Annotated in this window: 13 protein-coding genes; 3 read left to right on the top strand and 10 right to left on the bottom strand. The window is 61.6% G+C overall.

The features are described from left to right. The first annotated feature begins 5 nt into the window (after positions 1-5). On the top strand, positions 6-908 hold the full coding sequence (locus tag NL123_RS20245; RefSeq protein ID WP_248487551.1) for a LysR family transcriptional regulator: 903 nt from the start codon (positions 6-8) through the stop codon (positions 906-908). A gap of 64 nt (positions 909-972) precedes the next feature. Here the strand turns inward: NL123_RS20245 and NL123_RS20240 are convergent, their stop codons facing one another. The 6 genes from NL123_RS20240 to NL123_RS20215 all read right to left on the bottom strand — a co-directional run bounded on the left by NL123_RS20240 (position 973) and on the right by NL123_RS20215 (position 8,814). Then, a complete protein-coding gene (locus NL123_RS20240) occupies positions 973-1,302 on the bottom strand; it encodes a hypothetical protein (RefSeq protein ID WP_025854475.1) in 330 nt (109 codons plus the stop codon). A gap of 634 nt (positions 1,303-1,936) precedes the next feature. Next, complete coding sequence (locus tag NL123_RS20235; protein WP_494356204.1) at positions 1,937-2,782, bottom strand: NAD-dependent protein deacetylase; 846 nt, start codon at positions 2,780-2,782, stop codon at positions 1,937-1,939. Between the two features lie 8 nt (positions 2,783-2,790). Next, positions 2,791-3,231, bottom strand: a complete 441-nt coding sequence (locus tag NL123_RS20230) for a CBS domain-containing protein (protein WP_494356203.1) — start codon at positions 3,229-3,231, stop codon at positions 2,791-2,793. A gap of 131 nt (positions 3,232-3,362) precedes the next feature. Next, positions 3,363-5,312, bottom strand: a complete 1,950-nt coding sequence (locus tag NL123_RS20225) for a DNA topoisomerase III (RefSeq protein WP_494356202.1) — start codon at positions 5,310-5,312, stop codon at positions 3,363-3,365. Positions 5,313-5,479: 167 nt separating this feature from the next. Then, positions 5,480-7,102, bottom strand: a complete 1,623-nt coding sequence (locus NL123_RS20220; protein ID WP_494356201.1) for an MFS transporter — start codon at positions 7,100-7,102, stop codon at positions 5,480-5,482. A 65-nt stretch (positions 7,103-7,167) separates the two neighbouring features. Beyond that, positions 7,168-8,814 (bottom strand): GMC family oxidoreductase, encoded by a 1,647-nt coding sequence (locus NL123_RS20215; RefSeq protein ID WP_494356200.1) that lies wholly within the window; start codon positions 8,812-8,814, stop codon positions 7,168-7,170. 130 nt (positions 8,815-8,944) lie between these two features. Between NL123_RS20215 and NL123_RS20210 the strand changes: the two genes are divergently transcribed. Then, on the top strand, positions 8,945-9,838 hold the full coding sequence (locus tag NL123_RS20210; protein WP_248487561.1) for a LysR family transcriptional regulator: 894 nt from the start codon (positions 8,945-8,947) through the stop codon (positions 9,836-9,838). A gap of 37 nt (positions 9,839-9,875) precedes the next feature. On the opposite strand, the gene NL123_RS20205 is transcribed toward NL123_RS20210, so the two are convergent. From NL123_RS20205 to NL123_RS20190, 4 genes are all read right to left on the bottom strand, one after another. Beyond that, the gene (locus NL123_RS20205; RefSeq protein ID WP_494356199.1) at positions 9,876-10,973 is read right to left on the bottom strand and encodes a DNA alkylation repair protein; all 1,098 of its coding nucleotides are present in this window, start codon (positions 10,971-10,973) and stop codon (positions 9,876-9,878) included. A gap of 20 nt (positions 10,974-10,993) precedes the next feature. Then, complete coding sequence (locus tag NL123_RS20200; RefSeq protein WP_494356198.1) at positions 10,994-12,340, bottom strand: glutamine synthetase family protein; 1,347 nt, start codon at positions 12,338-12,340, stop codon at positions 10,994-10,996. Between the two features lie 11 nt (positions 12,341-12,351). Then, a complete protein-coding gene (locus NL123_RS20195; RefSeq protein ID WP_058425569.1) occupies positions 12,352-12,909 on the bottom strand; it encodes a helix-turn-helix domain-containing protein in 558 nt (185 codons plus the stop codon). Between the two features lie 82 nt (positions 12,910-12,991). Then, complete coding sequence (locus NL123_RS20190; RefSeq protein ID WP_494356197.1) at positions 12,992-17,218, bottom strand: dermonecrotic toxin domain-containing protein; 4,227 nt, start codon at positions 17,216-17,218, stop codon at positions 12,992-12,994. 174 nt (positions 17,219-17,392) lie between these two features. Here NL123_RS20190 and NL123_RS20185 point away from each other — a divergent pair, with 174 nt between their 5' ends. After that, positions 17,393-17,701 carry an RcnB family protein gene (locus tag NL123_RS20185; protein WP_071495083.1) on the top strand — a complete coding sequence of 103 codons (309 nt, stop codon included), beginning with the start codon at positions 17,393-17,395 and terminating at the stop codon, positions 17,699-17,701. The last annotated feature ends 44 nt before the right edge of the window (positions 17,702-17,745 follow it).

Here is a 17,745-nt window from a genome sequence, read left to right as displayed (position 1 = left end):
GCGTCATGACAGTTAAACAGATGCGCGCGTTTCTCGCCGTGGCCCAGAGCCTGAGTTTCGCCGCCGCCTGCGAGCGCCTGCACCTTTCACAGTCGGCGCTGAGCCTGACCATCAAGGGCCTGGAAGAAGGCCTGGGTGGGCGGCTGTTCAGCCGTAACACACGCAATGTCGCGTTGACGCCCGAAGGTGAATCGCTGCTACCCCTGGCACGCCGGCTCATTGCCGATTGGGACAATGCCGAGGACGAACTGCGCCAGCGCTTTACCCTGCAACGCGGGCGGGTCACGGTGGCGGCGATGCCGTCGTTCGCGGGCAACCTGCTGCCGCCGATCCTGAAGATATTCCGCGCGCGTTACCCTCAGGTGAATGTCACCGTGCACGACCTGATCAACGAACAGGTGCTGGAAATGGTCCGCGACCGCCAGGTGGAGCTGGGCGTGGCGTTCGAGCCTTCAGACGGTTCGTCGCTGGCGTTCACACCGTTGTATCTGGATCGCTTCATTGCCGTGGTGCCCGGGGATTCGCCGTTGATTGAGCTTGATGAAATCGACTGGAAAACCTTGCTGGAGCAGCCGTTCATCACTTTGCAGCGGCCGTCCACGGTGCGGGTGATGTTGGAAGAGCACCTTGGTGCTCTACAGATGAAGCTGCCGGTAGCGCTGGAAAGCCATCAACTGGCGACCGTAGGCAAGATGGTGGCGATGGGGTTGGGTGTCAGTGCCGTCCCTGCATTGTGTGCGCGGCAGATGGAGGAGGCGGGGGCTCATTGCATCACCTTGCGTGATCCGGTGATCGAACGACCGATTGGGGTGCTGACCAAACCCGGTCATGAACTCTCGGCGGCAGCGCAGGTGTTGTTTGATATCTTTTGCGACGAAGCGAAGAAGGGACGATTTCCCGCAGTGTGATAGAGCCGAAATTAAAAAGCCCGCTCGAATGAACAAGCGGGCTTAAGTAGTTAATGCGGTGTTATCAGCAGTATCTATCAATCACTTTAACTTGCGATTGGCCCTTGAGGTTCTGCCATTCGGTATTAAGTGTGTGGAAGACCTGTTCGATAAAGTTGCGATCGGCGGCCGCCTTCTTGCCGACATAACCCTGGCCACGGCGGTACATCTTCAGGCGCGCCGCCAGTTCACGGTTATTGCGGTCAAACTCGGCTTCTTCGGTGTGGGGCGCCAGGCAGTCAATTTGCACTTCGCCCGATTTGCCAATCCACAGGATATGGTCGTCGAGTGTGTCTTTCTGCGCTGCGAACATCTCAGCCAATTCATCGATAGTTGGTTGGTTGTTCAGATTCATGTGTAAGCCCCTTGACCAGTTGGCGATCTATCAGTTGGTTCGTTAATACTTCGTAAGTTGTCTCCGGTTGCGAAAACCGGGCGTCAGCGACTGTCTGCCGAATACGGGCAGGGTCTTGAACCTGATGCATGTAGTCTTGCTGATGAACTGCTACGCAATGCTTTCATAACGAAGACAAGCCGCATTTGAGCGCCTTGTACCGAACCCTTCGGGCCGGTCAGCTTCATCAATCCGCCTTGTGGGCAGTGCACATCCGGAAAAAACAGCTCGGCGGTCAGACGAGCTTGTTCAAAACGCTTGTTGCCAACGCTCCCGATCCGGGAGACGTCTCGATAATGCAAGGACAAAATGGTTACGTCAACGGTTATGTAGTGATTATTTTTGCTCACTACATAAATTGCCGTGGGGACGGGAGGATGCGGGAAAACGTGACTTGGGCGTCATTTTCTGGAAGTACAGGTCAGGCTGTCTAACGCCTGTTGTGGCGAGCGGGCTTGTCCCGCGTTGGGCTGCGAAGCGGCCCCAATAAGAACACTGCGCAGCATCAGGAACTTTTCAGCGCCTGGATTGGGGCTGCTCTGCAGCCCAACGCGGGACAAGCCCGCTCGCCACAAAGGATCTGCGCTTGATTGAGTTACCGTAACCGTTCGACCAAACGCGGCAAAAGTCGCTCGCACTCGGCTTCGATCTTCACCTGCAACAGATCATCTGCGCGGGTCTTGCCCAGGTTGATGGCGATGACGGGTTTGCCCTGTTCGACCATGGCTTTGCACAGGCGGAATGCCGAATAGGCCATCAGCGACGAACCGACTACCAGCAAGCCCTCGGCATGGCCGACGGCGGCCATTGCCCTGGCTGCTGTCGCCGGTGCTACGTTCTCACCGAAAAACACCACATCCGGCTTCAGGCGCTCGCCATTGCAATGGGGGCAGTGGGGGACCTGAAAGTGTTCTTCAAAAGCAGGGTCGAGCAAGGTGTCTCCATCGGGCGCCTGCACCGCATGGACCTGCGCCAGGTAGGGGTTGTCGATTTCCATCTGCCGCTGAATTGCATCGCGTGCACTGCGCAACTGGCAATCCAGGCACAGCACCCGGTGCAGGCTGCCGTGCAGTTCGATTACATCATGGGTGCCGGCCTGATCATGCAGGGTGTCGACGTTTTGCGTGATCAGCCCGCTGATACGCCCGCGTTGCTGCAATGTCGCCAATGCCAGGTGCGCCTTGTTCGGCTGCGCAATGCGGACCCTCGGCCACCCGAGCATCGCCCGCGCCCAATAACGGCGGCGTGCCTGCGCGGTGGCGAGGAACTCCTGGTACATCATCGGCGCCTTGCCCCGGCGCACGCCGTCACTGTCGCGGTAGTCGGGAATGCCCGACGACGTGCTGATCCCCGCACCGGTCAACACCAGAAAGTGCCGTTCGGCCATGGCCCGATGCAAGGTGTCGAGGTGATCCTCTTGGTGTTCCAGGGTGTCGAGCATGGGTTCCCCTATTCGCCGCGGATGTACTGCTCCAGCTGTCTGATCAGGTCAGCCTGGTCGGCAATGGCTTCCTTGACCAGGTCGCCGATGGACAGCAGCCCCAACAGCTTGCCGTCTTCGACCACGGGCAAGTGACGCAGGTGGCTGTCGGTCATGATGTTCATGCACTCATCGACCTTTTTGTGGGTTTCGACGGTGATCACCGGGGAACTCATTACCTCATGAACCTTGGTGGTGACCGACGACAGGCCCTTGAGCATGATTTTGCGGGCGTAATCACGTTCGCTGATGATCCCGACCACCACGCCATCCTGAACCACCGGCAAGGCCCCGACGTTTTTCTCCGACATCCGGACCAGTGCTTCAAACACGGTGTGATCGTGTTTGATGACATGGACTTCCTGGTTTTTCTGGTCCTTGGCTTTGAGCACTTCTGCAACGGTTTTCATGGTGGCCACTCCGGTATTGTTGTTGGTTAGTCAGGGTCCCACTACAGAATCCTAGACCGGCCACCGCGCTGCAAGGTCCAAAGCGGCGCTAAACCCGTCAAAAAACGTCATTCACCGGTTTTTTTCAGTGTTTACCCCGCATTTGTCGGTTTTTTGGCCCGCTTGGGGCTGGCTGCCGTCTTGCGCGGTGCGCTCTTGCGTTTCTTTTTCCATGGCGTGGCACCTCGGCCTGCCGGGCTGGCGGGACCGGTGATGGTCATGCGCATGCCATTGCAGCGGGCGACCTGCTTGCTCATCCAGGCCGCCTGTTTGGCGACGAAGTCTTCCAGGCTCATTTCGCCGCTTTGCACCATGTCCAGGGCCTGCTCCCAGATGGCGGTGGTGCCTGGGTCGGCGATGGCCCGGGGCACGGCGTCGATCAGGCTGAATGCCGCCGGAGTGGCTGATAGCGCCTTGCCGTTCTTCACCAGGTAACCACGGTCCAGCAGCCCCTGGATGATGCCGGCGCGGGTGGCTTCGGTGCCGATGCCGGTGGTGTCCTTGAGTTTTTGCTTGAGCAGCGGGTCTTCGACCAGCTTGGCGACGTTCTTCATCGCCTTGATCAGGTCACCTTCGGTAAAGGGTTTGGGCGGTTGGGTCCATAGGTCCTTGAGGTTGACCTTGTCCACGGCATAGTCCTGGCCTTGCATCAATGGCGGCAGGGCTTGCGGAGCCGGTGCTTCACGTCCCTTGGCCGGCGCCAGGGCTTCGGGCAGGGCGCGTTTCCAGCCTGGTTCAATGACCACTTTGCCCACTGCACGCAACGCAAAACCTGCGCAATCGAAATCCGCCTGGGTGCGATCGTACTCATGATTGGGCAGGAACTGCGCCAGGTAGCGTGCACGAATCAGGGTATACACCGCCCGGTGCTTGCCGGTGAGTTGTCCCACGTCCTTGCCGGCGCCGGTGGGGATGATGCCGTGGTGGGCGCTGACCTTGGCGTCGTTCCACGCCCGCGAGCGTCGCTGGGGATCAATATGCGGCATCAGTTCGTTCACTGCAGTATCCGCGCTCGCCAACGCAGCCAGGATCTTCAATGCGTCGCTGTGCTGGCTCATCGGCAAGTAGCCGCAATCACTGCGCGGGTAGGTGATGGCTTTGTGGGTTTCATACAGCGACTGGGCGATATCCAGGGTTTCCTGGGCGCCGAGGCCGAGCTTCCTGGAACAGATTTCCTGCAGGGTGCCCAGGTCGAAGGGCAGGGGCGCCACTTCGCGCATGCGTTCGGTGCGCAGCTTCACCAGCCGGGCGCTGGCGGCGTTGGTCATGGCGTCGGCCGCGTCCCGCGCCAACTGCGGGTTGAGGCAGCGACCCTGGTCGTCACAGGCGTCCTCGGCCGCGCGCCATTGGGCGGTGAAAGTCATGCGTTCGTGGTGCAGGTCGACGTCGATGGCCCAGTAAGCCACCGGCACAAAGTCGGCGATGCTGCGGTCGCGGTCCACCACCAGGCGCAGTGTCGGCGTTTGCACCCGGCCTACGGGCAGCACGCCCTGGTAGCCGGACTGGCGCCCGAGCAAGGTAAACAGGCGGCTCATGTTCATGCCGATCAGCCAGTCAGCACGGGAGCGACCCAGGGCCGAGTGATACAGGCTGAAGGTCTCCGCGCCCGGTTTGAGCGCCCCGAGGGCCTTGCGGATCGAGGCATCATCCAGCGCCGACAGCCACAGCCGCTGGATCGGCCCACGGTAGCGGCAATGCTCCACCAGTTCGCGCGCGATCATTTCGCCTTCGCGGTCGGCGTCGGTGGCGATCACCAGCGCCTGGGCTTCCCCCAGCAGGCGCTTGACCGCCTTGAACTGGCTGGCGGTCTTGGGTTTGACGCGCATCTTCCATTTTTCAGGGACGATGGGCAGGTCGGCCAGTACCCAGCGCTTGTACTTTTCGTCGTAGGCATCCGGCGGGGCGGTTTCCAGCAGGTGGCCGATGCACCAGGTGACCGTGACCCCATTGCCCAGCCAGCACCCGTCGCCACGGCGGCTGGCGCCGAGCACGGCCGCGATGTCCTTGGCCTGGGAGGGTTTTTCACAGAGGTACAGCCGCATGGTCGTCACATCAGATCGGGTTGATGCTGTGCAGGATGCTCAGTCAGCGCGCATTGATCAACCATTATCTGTATGGATGTACAGCAATTTATGTAGGCGCCTGAAGGCACATGTGGGAGGGGGCTTGCCCCCTCCCACAGCGGATCTTCTGTGCTCAGGAGATCGGATTAGTTGTTATCGATATCCACGTGACGGGTCTCTTTAAGGCACACCATCCCCACGATCAAACTAACCCCGGTCACCACCACCGGGTACCACAGGCCGTAGAAGATATCGCCGGTGTACACCACCAAGGCAAACGAGACGGTCGGCAGGAACCCGCCAAACCAGCCATTGCCGATGTGGTAGGGCAGGGACATCGAGGTGTAGCGGATGCGCGTCGGAAACAGTTCCACCATCAACGCCGCCAGCGGGCCGTAGCACATCGCGGCGATCAGGATCAGCGCCACGATCAGCACCACTACCATGGTCTTGTTGACCTGGGCCACATCCGCCGAAGACGGGTAGCCAGCCAGGGTCACCGCGCCACGCAGGGCTTTTTCGTCAAAACCGTCGATACGCACTTCGCCCACGCTCACCTGCACCGGGCTGCCGGCGGGTGCGGCGGCGCTGCTGTAGGGCAGGCCTTGCTTGACCAGGAAGGTCTTGACCTTGTCGCACGGGCTGTCAAATTTCGCCTTGCCCACCGGGTCGAACTGGAAGGTGCAGGTGGCCGGGTCGGCCATCACGGTGATCGGCGCCTGGTTGCTCGCCTTGTCCATCGCCGGGTTGGTGTAGTGCGCCAGGCTCTTGAAGATCGGGAAGTACAGCACGGTGGCCAGCAGCAGGCCGAGCATCAGCACCGGCTTGCGCCCGACCTTGTCCGACAGCCAGCCGAAGAAGATGAAGAATGGTGCGCCGATCACCACGCTGATGATCAACAGCATGTTGGCCAGGGCCGGGTCCATTTTCAGGAATTGCGTGAGGAAGAACAGCACATAGAACTGCGCTGCGTAGAAGGTCACTGCTTGCCCGCCGTTGATGCTGAACAAGGCGATCAGCACCACCTTGAGGTTTTCCCATTTGCCGAAAGATTCACGGATTGGCGATTTGCTGGCCTTGCCTTCCTCTTTCATCTTCAGGAACGCGGGTGACTCGTGCAGGCTCATGCGGATCCAGGTGGAAATGCCCAGCAGCACGATGGAAAACAGGAACGGAATGCGCCAGCCCCACACTTCGAACTGGTCACCGGTGAAGTAGCGGCAGGCCAGCACCACCAGCAGCGACAGCAGCAGGCCGATGGTCGCGGTGGATTGAATCCAACTGGTGTGGAAGCCGCGTTTGCCGGCCGGTGCGTGCTCGGCCACGTAGGTCGCCGCGCCGCCGTATTCGCCGCCCAGCGCCAGGCCTTGCAGCATGCGCAGCACGATCAGGATGATCGGTGCCGCAATGCCGATGCTGGCGTAGGTCGGCAGCAAGCCGACACAGAAGGTCGCCACGCCCATCAGAATGATGGTCACCAAAAAGGTGTACTTGCGCCCGATCATGTCGCCCAACCGGCCAAATACCAGCGCACCGAAGGGGCGCACCACAAAGCCGGCGGCAAAGGCCATCAAGGCGAAGATGAACGCCGTGGTGTCGTTGACCCCGGCGAAGAACTGCTTGCTGATCACCGCCGCCAGGGCGCCGTAGAGGAAAAAGTCATACCACTCGAACACCGTCCCCAGGGACGAGGCGAAGATGACCTTCTTTGAGTCGTTGCTGGTGCTCGCGTCGATCGACGAGCCCAGGGGTTGAGCATGTTCTGACATCGGGTAGCCCTCACAGTGATTATTTATTGTTGTTCCACTGTCGGCGCCAGGTTCGGCGCCGCTATTCAGATTGCATGAACCAGTTCTTTCTCCGGGGCGAGACTCCTTGTATTCGGCGAAAGGATCAGCTGCGCGGCCTTCTCCGCGATCATCAGCGTAGGTGAACAGGTATTGCCGGACGTAATGCGCGGCATGATCGACGCATCGGCGATGCGTAAACCGGGCACGCCGTGCACCCGCAGTTGGGCGTCGACCACAGCGTCTTTATCGCTGCCCATGCGGCAGGTGCCGACCGGGTGGAAGATCGTCGTTCCGATGCGTGCGGCGGCTTCGTGCAATTGCGCTTCGGTTTGCAGCGCATCACCCGGCAGGTATTCCACCGGCTTGAACTGGCTCAGGGCCGGTGCGGCGACGATGCGACGGGTCAAGCGGATGGCATCGGCGGCCACGCGCAGGTCTTCCGGATGGCTGAGGTAGTTGGGCCGGATCAGCGGAGCGTCCGCCGGGTTGGCCGAGCGGATGTCGATGCGCCCGCGACTCTGCGGGCGCAAGTCGCAGACCGATGCGGTAAACGCCGGGAATGGGTGCAGAGGTTCGCCAAATCGCTCAAGCGACAACGGCTGCACGTGGTATTCCAGGTTGGCCGAGGTCTGTTCCGGACCCGAGCGTGCAAACGCACCGAGTTGGCTGGGCGCCATCGACAACGGGCCGCTGCGGTCATACAGGTAGCGCAGGCCCATGCCCATCTTGCCCCACAGGGTGCCGGCGATCTGGTTGAGGGTGCGGGCGTTTTCCAGTTTATAGATCAGCCGCAGTTGCAGATGGTCCTGGAGGTTGCCGCCGACGCCGGGCAGCTCGTGCAATACATTTATGCCCAACGGTTTGAGCACATTCGAAGGGCCAATTCCCGAGCGTTGCAGGATGCCCGGCGAACCCACTGCGCCGGCGCACAGTACAATCTCCTGGCGCGCTTTCCAGCTCACTTGCTGGCCCTGCTGACGCCCGACCACTTGGGAGGCACGGCCGTTTTCCAGCAGTACGCGGTCCACCTCCACTTCGGTCAGCACGGTGAGGTTGGGGCGCTGGCGCACCGGCTTGAGAAACGCCTTGGCCGCGTTCCAGCGCACCCCGGCTTTCTGGTTGACCTGAAAGTAGCCGCAGCCTTCGTTATCGCCCTGGTTGAAATCTTTGATGTTGGCGATGCCGCTCTGCGCCGCCGCATCGCGGAACGCATCGAGGATCGGCCAGTGCAGGCGCTGCTGCTCGACCCGCCATTCACCGCCGTCGCTGTGAAACTCCGAGCCGCCGGCAAAGTGGTTTTCGCTCTGCTTGAACAGCGGCAACACGTCCTTCCACGCCCAACCTTCATTCCCCGCAGCGGCCCAGCCGTCGTAATCCTGGGCCTGGCCACGCATGTAGATCATGCCGTTGATGGACGAGCAGCCGCCCAGCACCTTGCCCCGTGGATAACTCAGTGCACGGCCTTGCAGGCCTTCCTGGGCTTCGGTCTTGAAGCACCAGTCGGTGCGTGGGTTGCCGATGCAGAACAGGTAGCCGACGGGGATGTGGATCCAGGGGTAGTTGTCGCGGCCACCGGCTTCGAGCAGCAGCACGCGATGTGCGGGGTTGGCGGACAGTCGATTGGCCAGCAGGCAGCCCGCGGGGCCGGCGCCTACGACGATGTAATCGTATTCAGCAGTTGCAATGGGCATCTGAAGGTCTCGCTTGTTTTTCTTATTGGCCCCATCCTAGTTGTTAGTTTTCGTCTTAAAAATGTTAGTTTTTGCCCAGCTGCTGTGCGTTTTTAAACAGCGCAGCCCAGGGATAGGCAATGGAGGCGTCATGTTCGACTGGAACGACCTGCGGTACTTTCTTGAATTGCAGCGCAGCGGCCGCCTGCTGACCGCCGCGCAACGCTTGAAAACCACCCACGCCACCGTCGCCCGGCATATCGAAGCCATCGAGAAAAGCCTCGGCACCGCGCTGTTCGTGCAGCATGCCCAGGGCTACGAACTGACCCCCGCCGGCGAAGCCTTGCTCAAGCACGCCGAGGCCATGGAAAACGTTGCGCTGCTGGCTGAAGACGAACTGACCCACTCGGCCGCGCCCCTGGGCAAGATCCGCCTCGGTGTGGCCGAAGGCCTGGGCGTAATGTTCCTCGCCAGCCGCATGGGCGGGCTGTTCGAGCGCTACCCCGGTCTGGAAGTGGAACTGGTGGCGGTGCCGCGCTTTGTCAGCATCCTCAATCGCGAAGCGGAAATCAGCATCCACCTCGAACGGCCGAGCGTCGATCAACTGGTCACGCGCAAACTCACCGACTACCGCCTGGCCCTCTATGCCAGCCGCACCTACCTGGCGCGCAACCCGCCGATTGAAAAACGCGAAGACCTCGCGGCACACGCGTGGATCGATTACGTCGACGACCTGCTGTTCAGCCAGGAACTCAAATTCCTCAGCAGCTTCTGCCGCAACCCCAAGGTGGTATTCCACAGCACCAGCGTGATCGCCCAGCATCAGGCGGCGCGCTCCGGGTTGGGCATTGCGGTGTTGCCGTGCTTCATGGCCGCCGGCGACCCGGAACTGGTGCCGTTGCTGCCGGGGGAGGGGATCCAGCGCAGCTACTGGATCAGCTCGCGCCGGGAATTGCACAAGTCAGTGCGGCTGCGGGTGTTATGGGATTACGTGGTGGAGTTGTGCGCACGGGAGCAAGGCTTGTTGCTGGGCGAAGCCAACTGAAGAAACCGGATCGATACCGTGGAGTCATTGAACCCCGTCAGGCACGCAACTCAAACTCGGCACTGCCCAGCCTTTCCCCATTCACCCACACATGCACCACATGCCGCCCAGGGTAATGCTTGCGGGTTGTCATGTCGCGAATGTGCTGTTCGCGCCGAATGTGCTGCTGTTCCCCGGCACCCAGGCTGAACGCCTTGAGTTTGAATACCTTGTTTGCACTGTGGCCGGCGCTTTTCACATAGTCGATGGCATAGTCCACCACCAGCTTCTGTGGGGCTGCGGCGGTGGATTCCAGGGTGAAGGACAGGTTGATCCGCTCACCCAGGTTGATCACCGCCGGCGTCACTTTCAGATGGTGGAGCTTTACTTCGGCCCTGGCCCCGGCGCCCATGATCGTCAGCGCGCGCGTGTTGCCTTGCTTGATCAGGCTGCGCAGGGCATGGCGGGCAATCCAGGCGGTATGAGGGTTATCGAGGTCCCAGCCTTCGATCAGGCTGAGCACCCACTCCGGATGGTCCTTGGTGATGTCGTTGAGGTGGTTGGCCACTGATTTGCGCACGTACAGGCTGCTGTCGGCCTTGAGGTTGTCGAGGATCGACGCACACAGCGCAGGGTTGGCCTGCACCTCGGCCAGGCGGAATGACCAGGGCAAGCGCGGCCGCGAACCTTCGCTGGCGAGGCGACGCACGTGTTCGTTGGCATCCAGCGACCATTCGTGCAGCACCGCCAACGTGCGCGGGAAGTCGTGCAGCAAAAAGTGGCGGATAGCGAATTCGGCGGAGCCAAACGTCGTGAAGTACTTGAGCGCGGCCATTGAATGCTTGAAATCATCCCGTCCGTAACTCGCCACGAAGTGCGGCAGGAACAGGCTGACAAACGCGCTGTTCAAGCGCGGGGCCAACGCATAAAGCACCTTGAGGGTTTGCGGGTAGTCCAGTGGGATCACCGCATGCAGGCTCTCGCTGACCCGTGCCATGCGCTGCATCACCGACAGCTCGGCCAGCCCGGCCTTGGCGTGCTTGAGAAAGCCCTTGGCGTCGAACGCCGGGTACACCGCCGTCATCTCGCTGGCGATGTGGTGCAGGCGTTCGACGTTGAAGATTTCCTTGAGGGCCGGGGCGCTTTGGTCGGTCATCGGTGATTCCGTAGGTGATGTCAGAGAAACCAGCGATATTCCCGCGCATGGATCTCTTGCTGGAAGGCCAGGTGGTCCTGGCGTTTGTTTTCGCAGTACACGTCGACAAATTCGGCGCCCAGCTTATCGCGCAATACTGCTTGATGCTGCATGGAACGCACGGCGTCGAGCATTTCCAGGGGGAAGTCGCTGCCGCTGCTGCGGTCCTCATTCAGCGGCGCAATGGGGTCGCGCTTGGCTTCGAGCCCATGTTCCAGGCCGACCAGGATCGCGGCCAGCACCAGGTACGGGTTGGCGTCGGCGCTGGCCAGGCGATGCTCGATGCGCAGGTTGCGCGGGTCGGATTCGGGGATGCGCACGCACGCGTCGCGGTCTTCAAAGCCCCAGCTGGCGCGGGTGGCGGCGTTGACTGTGCCGCCCAGGCGCCGGAAGGCGTTGTGGTTGGGCGAGAAGATCGGCATGCAATGCGGTAGCAATTCCAGGCAGCCGGCCACGGCATGACGCAGGGATTGCTGCTGGTGTGCCGCCAGCAAATTGTTACCCACGCCGTCGTACAGGCTGACATGCACATGCATGCCGCTGCCGGGGTATTGCAGGTAGGGCTTGGCCATGAAGCTGGCGCGGTAACCGTGTTTCAACGCGACGCCACGGGTGCTGCGGCAGAACAGGGCGGCCCAGTCGGCGGCGCGCATCCCGTCGTCGAGGTGGCCGAAGTTGATCTCGAACTGGCCGGGGCCGATCTCGGCAGTCATTACGGTGATGTCGATGCCCTGGTCCTTGGCGGTTTGTGCCATGTCATCGAGCACTTCGCTGAAGCGCGACAGCCGTTCGATATGCAGGTTGGGCTGGTCGTCGGGGTCATCGCTCAGCGGGTCGCGGGCGAATTGCGGCAGGCCGTTGTCGAGTTTCTTGTCGAACAGGTAGAACTCCAGCTCGAACGCCACCACCGGGTGAATGCCCTTGTGCTGCAAGCGCTCCAGCACCTTGGCCAGCACTTCGCGGGGTTCGAATTCGATGGGCGCTTCGGTGCCGTCCGAGGTGATCAGCATCTGGCCCAGCGGCTGCGATTCCCAGCTCACCGGCTTGAGCGTGCCCGGCACCAGGCGGCGGTTGGCATCCGGGTCGCCGTCGTTGAAGCAGTAGTCGCCAATTTTGAACAACCCGCCCTGAACCCCCAGCAACACCGCGTTCTGCGGCAGCTTCAACGGGCTGCCGGCGGCGACTTTTTCCAGCATCTCGATGGGGTAGCGCTTGCCGTAGAAGTGCCCGGGAATGTCCAGGGCGATCAGGTCGACATAACGCACGTCCGGGTGGTTCTGGCGAAAGGTCCGTACTTCGGCCAGTAACGTGGAGGCATGGCTTTTCACGGGTGTTGCTCCTAGTTGTAAACCCACAACACGCGGGCGGGCAGGTCGGTCAGGTTGGCGTAGCGGCAGTGGGCGAAACTGGCCAGGTGGAAGCTGTCGCCGGGGCCGAGGGTGACTGAGCCGTCTTCACCCTCCACCCATAACGTCAACTCGCCCTCCAGCACAAAACCGGCTTGTTCGGCGCGGTCGCTCATGGTCTGTTCACCGCTGTTGGCACCGGGGGCCAGCAGGCTGTCGAGCATCGAGAAGGCGCCGTTCATGCTGGGTGACACGAGGATGTCGGTGATGCCGTTGGCGTAATACACCGTGCGCCGCTCGTTGGGGCGGGTGATCCAGTCCACGGCCTTGGGTTTGGGCTGGCTGTAGAAGTACGTGGTGGGCACGTCGAGGGCGTGGCTGATGGCGGTCAAGTCGGCCACGGTCGGGCGCGACAGGCCGCGTTCGACCTGGGACAGGAAGCCCACCGAGCGCTCGATTTTCTGCGCGAGCTGGGCGAGGGTGAGCTTCTTGTGCTTGCGCAGGTCATGGATCAGCGCGGCGAGGGTGGCGAGTTCTTCTTGGGGTGTCATGAAATTTATGTCGAATAATTTCATGAAAAACTACAGGAATTATTTCATGCAGGCAATCGGCACCTTCGCCATGGCATTGGCCTCAGGGTCGGAAGATAAAGGGTTTCACGCCCCAGGTGCCTGTCAGTTCTACGCCGCCGACCAACAGCAGCAGGTTCCCCTCGTCGCGCGCTTGAATCAGTGCATCGCGCAGGGCATACCGTTGTCCTTCCAGGTTGGCCGGTGTGGGTGCTTGAGGGTTGTACTGTTTGGCGGACAGCTTCGGGGAGTGGGTCTTGCGCAATGTCAGCCAATACCAGGTCGGTCGGTCTGGGCGCCGAAAGATCAACTCGGTGCTGTACCGCGAGTCGAAGACTTCGTAGTGGCTGTCTGTCAGCAGTTCGCGCATCAGCGTTTTGATGTTGATTTGGGTAGGCCGCTCCAACAGGTTTGAAACCAGGACGGGACGTACCCCAGCCGTATCGAACCGTATGAGGTTGAACTCATTTGAAACCCCCAATGACCACTCGAATGGCCCTGGCCCTCTCGGCAAGGTGGGCAGCAGTGCCAACGGATCGTTCGCGATCAGAGTGTGCCGCTGGGTCAGTGTGCCGACAGCGCCCCTGGTCCATTCGGTCCAGTCCTGCAGGGTGTTGAGCACATGCGCATAGCCTTTTGCGGTCAGCCCGGATGGGTTCGCTGTGTTGAACAGGCTTGCGCCAACCTGGGCGCGGGCGCGTGGGTCGAAGTGGGGAAACATGCGGTTCATGTGCGTGGCAATCGATGAGGGAAGCGGCGGCTGCGGGTGGATGAGCCAGGTGTCCAAGTGAGCGTTGTATTCCACGAGCCTGGGTTGTTCAAACGGCGCGTTCGCGACCACGTGCTCGAATTGCGCGAATGTCGAGTGAGTCTGGTCCGCCGACACGATGGCGGTTCTCGCGCCTTGTGTGGCGAATACGCTATCGCCTGGCAGGATCGCGTAGTAACGCCCGTTGATCTTGATGTAGTCCTGTAGCGCCTGGCTCGGCGTTGCCTGGCTTCGGCGCCACACGCCCGGGCGCCCCGGCACAGGGGTCATCGTCTGTGGCGCAAAGGCCTGCCCCCAATCCACAAAACGCTCGGCGTCGCTGCGCACAGGGCGCTGAGGCGGCAGGGCTGGCCTGCTTGGCCCGGGGGCGGGGCCGATGGCGGTGACGGTTTGGGTGCCCGGCAGGTCGGTACCATGCAACCTGGACCAGAAGCGGTTCTCTGTGGTTTGCAGGTACGCAAAGCTTAGATCGAGTTGGCTTGGCGCCTGGCTCAGGCGGAACACCAGGGACATCTGGTGTTCAAGGTTATTGAACGCGGGGAAATTGAAGGATTCAAACACCCTTCGAGCCTGTTGCAGGTCCAGGTGCGGTAAAAGATCCATCAACGCCCTTTCCGGCACGGTAGGGGGTGAGCCACCGAACAGCCCGATGAGTGGCGAGCGGATCTCCCAGGCTCCTTGAACCGTGCGGTAGAGCGGCTCGCCCGGGTACGCACTGGGTGCGCGCCGTGGGTCCTTGAGTCGCCAGACCTGACGATCGTGATCCCTGCGGATCGAATACCAGCGGCCACTCTCCTGCAGGAAATGCCGAGGCGCCTCGAAGGCCCCGGGCGTCGCCGTATCCTGTACGTAGATCTGCTGGTCTTCCCATCCTGCCAGCGGCTTGACGCCCGTGGGCTTGCTGCGCAACGCCAGCTTCGGGTTAAGTTTGGGGCCGGTTGCGATACCTCTACTCGCCGAACGCGCGCCGCCGATGGCGCCGTCGATCACCGCGCCCACCATTTCACCCAGGGCCCGCACAATGTATTGGGCGGCGGCGGTGCGGTCGCCGAGTTGGGCGGCTTCCACGGCATTGATGATGGACAGGATGCTTCTGGACAGGCCAATCGGCAGCATGACCTTGACCGGCAGGAACAACGTGGCGAAGTCGAGTGCCGCGGTGACGAGGGTGGCGGCGCTTTCGAGGTTGGCTTCCTGGGTGCTGGTCGATTGCGCATTGGCATCGTTGATCACGGCAGACGCTTCGGCCTGGTAAGCCTCTTCCAGGAAGTGATCGGCGATACGGCTCAAGGCGATGACCGTTTCATTGGCCCTACCCTTGAGCAGGTTGTGGATGCGCGGGCGGGCACTGAGTTGCACGCGGGCAGTCAGGTAGTCGCGCCAGGCGCTGTGGTTGATGAAGTCGCGGTGCATGGCCGAGGCATCGGCGTATTCGTGGAACAGCCGGCCGTTGGCGGTGCCGGGGGTATACACCACCAGGGAGGCGACGCTGTGGGACGCGGTTGAAAACACCAGCACCCCGCGCACCCGTTCACCGCGCAGTTTCAGGCTGCTGACGATGATGCGGTGCTCTTCGACGGTGGGGCGTTTATCGTCATCCGTGGGGCCGGCGAGGGCACTCATCACCCAGTTGTACCCGCGGTCGAGCCGGTCCGGCAGGAAGTCGCCGGCGATTTTGGCCTCGATGGCGTCCACCCGCAGTTGCAAGGCCATGAGTTGGGCGTAGCGATCCTGGTCGGCGTGCGCCTCGCTGGAGCTGACCAGGCGCGACTTGAGGAATTGCTCGTAGCTGTCACCGATATTGACCTTGCGTACCAGCTCCTTGACTTGCGCCACCGTCAGCGCGGTATAGGGTGCCTGGTCTTTATCGGTCAGCCAGGCGAAGTTCGTGAAGTTCAGGTCCAGCCATTCGATGTTTTCCAGCGCCAGTGCGGTCAGGGTCAGCGTACGTGTGGTGTAGACCGGCGTGCCCGTCGCCGGCGGTTGCGGCTTGCCGCCGACCACATAGCTGCCGGTGGGGCGGGTGGCGTAGGTTTTGGTGTGGATGAGGAGGGTGTCCGGGTCGGTCACCACGCCGTAGTCGGCCTCCAGCTGCCTGCGCAACTGCTCATTGCTGTAGGACAGTACGGCGGCGGGGTCGCTGAATTGGGACAGGGAGGGCAGCCCCTCGGGCACGGACAGCCGCTGCAGCTCATCGGCGTATTCCTGTACTGCGCTTGTCCAGCGTTGTTGATCGCCGGGGCTCGCTTGCTTGAGAAACTGCTGGAGCTGGCGCCGCAGTTTCTTCTGGTGGCGGGCGACCAGGACGCCACTGGCATCATAGGCACGGCTCAGATCGGTGACCCGGTCGAGGCTTGCCGGCAATTGCCGTGGGTCCAGGCCGTGTGGCTGACGCTGGTAGTGCGCAATCATCCAGCTGAAGTCTGCCTGTGCCCGCTCATGCAAGGCGTGCAGGCTATCGCTGAACACCGACTCCAGCCGTTCGAGGTAGCGAAACTGGTCGCCTTGGGGTTGTTGCTGGTGAAACGCCAGGCCGCTGGCACGATCGTTGTGACTCATCAGGGCCAGGATGTCGCCGAATTCGATGGCGCTGTTGAGTCGGCGATGCAATTCACGGTCAAGGCCGGCCAACGAGTCGAAGGCTTCGAAACCGCTGGTCGGGAGGTACAACAGCACATTGCCGACGTTGGCTTGGGGGGCGATGTCACGCATCTGCAGCGGTTTTTCCTCGCCTTCGAAGCGCACCTGGGCGTCGTCCGGGTCTCGGGCAGTGAGCACGAATGCCCCGTACAGCGGGATATCCCGCGACAGTTTGTCCTTGACCGCCACGCCCAAGGCGCAGGGTCGGTAGCCGTTCAAGGCGCGTCGGGAGGCCGCATCCGGGTAGCGCATGACACGCAGGAGCAGCAGCTCGCTCGCCACATCGAGCAGGCCGTCGATCTTCAGCAGTTCGGCTTCGGCTCTCATCAGATCCAGGCGCTTCTCGGCCAGCCACTGTTTGCTGGTGCGGGTATCGTTGGTGTCGATGGGCGTCCCCCAGAACTGTTCGACCTGGGTGTTGAAGCGCGCCACCAGGGTGCTTGCCAGCGTATCGAGAAAACCGTCGAAGGCCTGCGGGGTGAGTGCCAGTGCCGAGCCGTAGTCCCGACCGTCGCAGGTCAGGTGAAAGCGGGTAGCGTGCTTGGCGTAGTGGGCGGAGTGCTGCGTGACCAATCGTTCCACTGCGGCCTCCATGAGTGTCGGCAGCAACGGATTCAACGCTTGAGCCGGCTCGGTAGGGGACGCGTCTGCCGGGTTGATCTTGAGGTAGGTCCTGGTCAGGTCGAGGGGCGTGGTCAGCGTGTTGAACGCCTGGTTGAACGCATCCTGCACACAGCTGAAAAACGTGGGTTGCCCCTGCAACAGCTGCCTGATTTCGCTGTTCAGGGTCTGGATCCTCTGGACCAGGCGGCTTTCGCGGCGGTTGTCGCGCGCGTTCAACGTGGTGATCATCGGGGTCGATAGAGCGTTGCCGTATCGCATGTCATTTACCTGCAAAATAAGGTGAATGGCCATGGTGCTGCGGGTGCGGGCTGCGTGTGCGCTATCCCGTTAATACGTTGAAGGGTGGCGTGTGCGGTGTTTGTGATTGCGGCTGAATGTTTGCGTGCCGCAGCGGTCCGAACCTGGGTACGCATCATTCATTGAGGAACACCCATGACATCAAGATCCCTGTTCGCCTCCCTGCTGGTCGCCGCGAGCCTGTCCACCGCCAGCTTTATCGTGCACGCCGGTGATACGCCCCAGGAGACGGTAAAGCCTTCCAGCATCAACACCCGTGACCTGAAGGAAGGTGACCGCGCCCCGGATATCCTGATGCGCAAGGAGTCGGCCGTCAGCGACTGGAAAAAGCGCGGTCTCAAACAGCCTGAAGAAGACAGCCAATGGGCACGGGTGGGCGACCGTTTCGTGCTGCTCAAGACCACTAACGGCACCATTCTCGAGATCACCCCCGTCAAGAAATGACCTTGCATTTAGGCCCTGCTCCTGAGTTAAGGTAGCCGGCTATA

The sequence above is a fragment of the Pseudomonas sp. FBCC-B1565 genome (assembly GCF_059133265.1).
The sequence above is the reverse complement of the archived record's forward strand: the minus strand, read 5'-3'. Positions and strand labels throughout refer to the sequence as shown.

Excerpts from the sequence above, each read along its gene's own strand:
- NL123_RS20220 (WP_494356201.1), bottom strand. The coding sequence starts at position 7,102 with ATGTCAGAACATGCTCAACCCCTGGGCTCGTCGATCGACGCGAGCACC.
- NL123_RS20185 (WP_071495083.1), top strand. The coding sequence starts at position 17,393 with ATGACATCAAGATCCCTGTTCGCCTCCCTGCTGGTCGCCGCGAGCCTG.
- NL123_RS20205 (WP_494356199.1), bottom strand. The coding sequence starts at position 10,973 with ATGACCGACCAAAGCGCCCCGGCCCTCAAGGAAATCTTCAACGTCGAA.
- NL123_RS20190 (WP_494356197.1), bottom strand. The coding sequence starts at position 17,218 with ATGCGATACGGCAACGCTCTATCGACCCCGATGATCACCACGTTGAAC.
- NL123_RS20195 (WP_058425569.1), bottom strand. The coding sequence starts at position 12,909 with ATGACACCCCAAGAAGAACTCGCCACCCTCGCCGCGCTGATCCATGAC.
- NL123_RS20235 (WP_494356204.1), bottom strand. The coding sequence starts at position 2,782 with ATGCTCGACACCCTGGAACACCAAGAGGATCACCTCGACACCTTGCAT.
- NL123_RS20215 (WP_494356200.1), bottom strand. The coding sequence starts at position 8,814 with ATGCCCATTGCAACTGCTGAATACGATTACATCGTCGTAGGCGCCGGC.
- NL123_RS20230 (WP_494356203.1), bottom strand. The coding sequence starts at position 3,231 with ATGAAAACCGTTGCAGAAGTGCTCAAAGCCAAGGACCAGAAAAACCAG.
- NL123_RS20245 (WP_248487551.1), top strand. The coding sequence starts at position 6 with ATGACAGTTAAACAGATGCGCGCGTTTCTCGCCGTGGCCCAGAGCCTG.
- NL123_RS20210 (WP_248487561.1), top strand. The coding sequence starts at position 8,945 with ATGTTCGACTGGAACGACCTGCGGTACTTTCTTGAATTGCAGCGCAGC.
- NL123_RS20225 (WP_494356202.1), bottom strand. The coding sequence starts at position 5,312 with ATGCGGCTGTACCTCTGTGAAAAACCCTCCCAGGCCAAGGACATCGCG.
- NL123_RS20240 (WP_025854475.1), bottom strand. The coding sequence starts at position 1,302 with ATGAATCTGAACAACCAACCAACTATCGATGAATTGGCTGAGATGTTC.